Origin of the sequence: Chamaesiphon sp. VAR_69_metabat_338 (genome assembly GCF_031423935.1) — a bacterium.
GTDB lineage: Bacteria > Cyanobacteriota > Cyanobacteriia > Cyanobacteriales > Chamaesiphonaceae > Chamaesiphon.
This window is the reverse complement of the sequence record NZ_JANPGM010000712.1, coordinates 1-4,022: the sequence shown is the minus strand read 5'-3', so window position 1 is coordinate 4,022 and position 4,022 is coordinate 1. Positions and strand designations below refer to the sequence as shown.

The window sequence follows — 4,022 nt, the reverse complement described above, 5'->3', positions numbered from 1 at the left end:
AGAGATTAAAATATTAGATAGAGGGGTGGCGTTTCCGATCCAGCCACTCCCAGCTTTCTATACATTTACTCCCTTCCTTTTGCTGCTCATGACTACTCATCCTGCTGTGATTTCCTTGATGGTTGCGCCTGCACGAGTGGTGCGGGGACAACAGGCATTAGTCGAATCGATCGAGTATATTCGCCATTTAGGTCAACGTCCGCTGCTTGTTGGTGGCGGACATAGTCTCACTCTGATGCAATTGCAAGTATTGCTCGATCGATCGGATTTGGAGATCGCCACTGCTAAATATACTCCCGATTGTTGTGAGGCTAGTCTCGATCGACTGACCGATTCAGTTACTCAACATCAAGCCGATCTGATTATCGGTGTCGGCGGGGGTAAATGTTTGGATGCGGCTAAATTGTTGGCCGATCGCTGCAAATTACCAGTAGTGACGATTCCGACTTCTGGAGCTACCTGTGCGGCATGGACGGCATTATCGAATATCTATTCAGAGTCGGGGGCTTTTCTCTCCGATGTGAGTTTGCCCAAGTGTCCCGATCTCTTGGTGCTCGATTATAGTATCGTCGCAACAGCACCACAACGGACGCTAGTAGCTGGAATTGGTGATGCGATCGCCAAATGGTACGAAGCTTCAGTCAGTAGCGGTCATTCTTCACAAACGTTGCTGATTGCTGCCGTTCAACAGGCACGAGTGCTCAGAGATATTTTATTCCAAAAGTCAGCCGCCGCACTAGCTCAACCTGGTGGTGCCGACTGGCAAGAAGTCGTCGATGCCACCGTCCTCCTGGCGGGAGTCATCGGGGGGCTAGGTGGTGCCCAGTGTCGCACTGTTGCCGCCCATGCCGTCCATAATGGTCTAACTCATCTTCCAGGCTCTCATCATGCCTTACATGGCGAGAAAGTGGCCTATGGGATTTTAGTGCAACTACGATTAGAGGAAATGCTTCAGGGCAACCAGCTAGCAGCTACGGCTCGACAACAGTTACTCGATTTTTATGCTGAAATTGGTTTGCCGAAAACCTTGACAGATCTGGGCTTGAACGAAATTACAATTTCGCAATTACACCATGCCGCAACGCTGGCTTGCAAACCAGATTCCGATCTACATCGGTTGCCATTTGCTGTCACTCCAGAACAATTAGTAGCAGCGATGGTATCGACGACAATTATTGAAGGTAGAACTGAAGCTGAGAAGCTTACAGCGGTCTAGTTACAATCCATAATTAAGAGATCTGTAGGTTGGGTTGAAGAATGAAACCCAACACACTCAGCAGAAGTTTCTTTCAGTGTTTAGAAGACGCTTGCGTCGGCTCATTTACCTTAACAAGAGCAACTCACGCGATTTGAGCGATCGATTGAGCTAATGCTCAGTTTGTTAAAATAGAGCGAACACCTCACCATCATCATCGTGACTTGGTTTTGCCCTAAATTGACAATTCTGTTTCTGGCCGATCGGTTTGGCAAAAGTGTGCGTCGTATTTGGGATCGGGGTACTCGGATCTTGGCAATTTGTCTTGCCTTGTCTTTGTTTTGGATGCCGCCTAGTTGGGCGCAAGCATTACCTAAAGTCGATGTCAGTAGTCAATTTACACCCTTAATCGATCGATTGAGCGATCGCGATGTCCGGTTGCAACGACAAGCGATCGAAAGTTTGGTCAAAATCGGTGCTCCGGCAATTCCGGCGTTAGTTCCAGCCATTGGCAGCGATAATCTGACTCTACAGTTGAATGTGGTGTCGATTTTGAGCGATCTGGGGGCGGAAGCGGAATCTGCCGTACCCGCTCTAATTCAGGCATTGCAGGATAACGACGAACAAGTGCGGCTGTATGCAACGTTAGCGTTGGGCAATATTGGTGTCGGGGCGAGAGCGGCGGAAACAGAGTTAATTCGATCGCTTCAGGATCGCAGTTCCTATGTGAGAATTTATGCCTCATATGCGTTGCGTCAGATTGGCGTCGATATTAAAGTGACCATTCCGGCGTTGGTAAAAGCTTTGAGCGATAGCGATCCACAAGTTCAAGCCAATGCTGCCAATGCTTTAGGAGCGATGGGTGTCGATGGCGTTGTCGCGATTCCAGAGTTGATTAAATTAGCTGAGGTTGCCGTTCCCGAACTAAACAACCTGTTAAACAACCCCGAAAAATATGTCGAATTTGCGGCTGTCAGAGGCTTGGGGAATATTGCGGGTGGATTTCAGGATTTGGAGCGCAAGCTGTCTTGGCCGCAATTAAATAGCGCGATCGAAACATTCACGCCAGTTTTAAAAGTATTAGAAGAGCGTCACGACATCTATGCCGAAGCTGGAATTGCCCGCATTCGCCGTCCGCTGACAGCACTTCAGGCAGAACAAGAAACGCGGTGGTTCGGTCGATCGATCGCCTGGTTGCTAGAACACAAACTCATCTTGGGCATTGCGGCTTATCTGACGATCGTGCCCATTTTAGCTTTATCGATCTTACAACTTGCGCCATTGTGGATCTTGAAAATTAATAACGCGCTCAAACCCTATACCGATTTTTCGATCCCCTTAATTGGGATAAATGTCCCCTTGCGCTACGTGCTATTTGTCGGATGGTGGCATTATCATCCGCGCGTATTGGATGCCTGGGTGGCAAAATATTTACCGATCGCCAGAACGCAATTTAGTCAGCGCGAAACAGTCAGCCAGCGCAGTTGTTATCTCCCGATTCCGGTAGTTGTTAATGGTGAAACTCAAGCACAACTCACACCTAGCAACTTACGAGAAACTTTTGGCAAACAGCGCAATCGCTTATTAATTTGGGGCGAAGGTGGTGCTGGCAAAACTAGTTTAGCCTGTCAAATCGCTCGCTGGGCAATGGCCGAAACCGAATCAGATCGGCTGTGCGATCGATTAATGCTGCCAGTTTTACTAGAAGAAGATTTTCGGATCGTTGAATGTAAATCCGCGCTTCTCGAAGCAATTAGTGGTCAATTACAATTGCTTATCGACGAACCCGAACCACTGTGCTTAGAATTACTCACCAAACTCCTGCGTCAACGCCGAATTTTAGTAATTATCGACAGGTTTTCCGAACTCAATCCGACTACTCGCGAGTCGATTCAACCGGAATCTCCCGATTTTCCAATCAATGCGCTGATTGTTACTTCCCGGATCGAGGAAAAATTAGGCAGGGTGAATAAATCCACCATCAAACCCCTCCGGTTAGAAACAAATAAACTCTCCTCTTTCATGGAAGCTTATTTGATGCAACGGGGACATCGAGACAAGTTTACAGATGCCGAATTTTTTGCCATCTGTACTCGACTGTCATAAATGGTCGGATCGGGTCAAATTACCGTCCTCCTGGCTAAACTATATGCCGAACAAGTGATGTCTCAAACTGGTAATATTCCTGCGACTGTACCGGGCTTGATGCTGGGTTATCTCAATGAACTCAACCGCGATATCACTCTCGATCGGCTACCCGATCGAGTCGTCCATCAGGCGGCTAAACTAGTCGCATGGCAATGTTTGTATCCCACATATCAGCCGCATTTAGCCCAAAGATCGGCGTTGATTCAATCCTTACTTGCGGTCGGCATTGATGACGCCGATGCAGTCTTAGAATATCTCGAACATCGTCTCTATGCGATCCAACCGATCGGGACTTCGCAACAACAATTTCGCTTTTGTCTCGACCCCCTTGCGGAATATTTGGCCGCTTTATATTTGGTCGATATCTACGGTACGGATGGATCTCAGTGGCATTCATTTTTAAAAACCGCTGCAACCCTGCCGCCAGCAGCCAGCGGTTTTCTGCTCGCACTCAGCGACTGCTACGTGACCGAATTTATGCCCCAAGCTACAGATATCGTGCCGCAAGAATTAAATCGACTGGCGGCATTACAACCAGTCGCAACTTCCTGAGGAAGTTCTGAAAACTAAACTTTGTTAGCCTAAACCATAGAAGATCCCCCTACCCCCCTTAAAAAGGGCAGGGTCGATCTATTAAATAAAGAAAAATCTGTAGGGGCGGGTTTATGCCACTAATTAC

The 4,022-nt window shown here is 47.9% G+C and carries 3 protein-coding genes; all 3 read left to right on the top strand.

Annotated features, from left to right (window positions below; genetic code table 11):
• Nucleotides 1-88: 88 nt before the first annotated feature.
• The 3 genes from RMO84_RS19940 (at nt 89) to RMO84_RS19930 (ending at nt 3,895) form a co-directional block, all read left to right on the top strand.
• Nucleotides 89-1,216, top strand: coding sequence for an iron-containing alcohol dehydrogenase family protein (locus tag RMO84_RS19940; protein WP_310490185.1), 1,128 nt, complete (start codon nt 89-91; stop codon nt 1,214-1,216).
• Between the two features lie 198 nt (nt 1,217-1,414).
• Nucleotides 1,415-3,301, top strand: coding sequence for a HEAT repeat domain-containing protein (locus RMO84_RS19935; RefSeq protein ID WP_310490184.1), 1,887 nt, complete (start codon nt 1,415-1,417; stop codon nt 3,299-3,301).
• On the top strand, nt 3,302-3,895 hold the full coding sequence (locus RMO84_RS19930; protein ID WP_310490183.1) for a hypothetical protein: 594 nt from the start codon (nt 3,302-3,304) through the stop codon (nt 3,893-3,895).
• Nucleotides 3,896-4,022 lie beyond the last annotated feature (127 nt).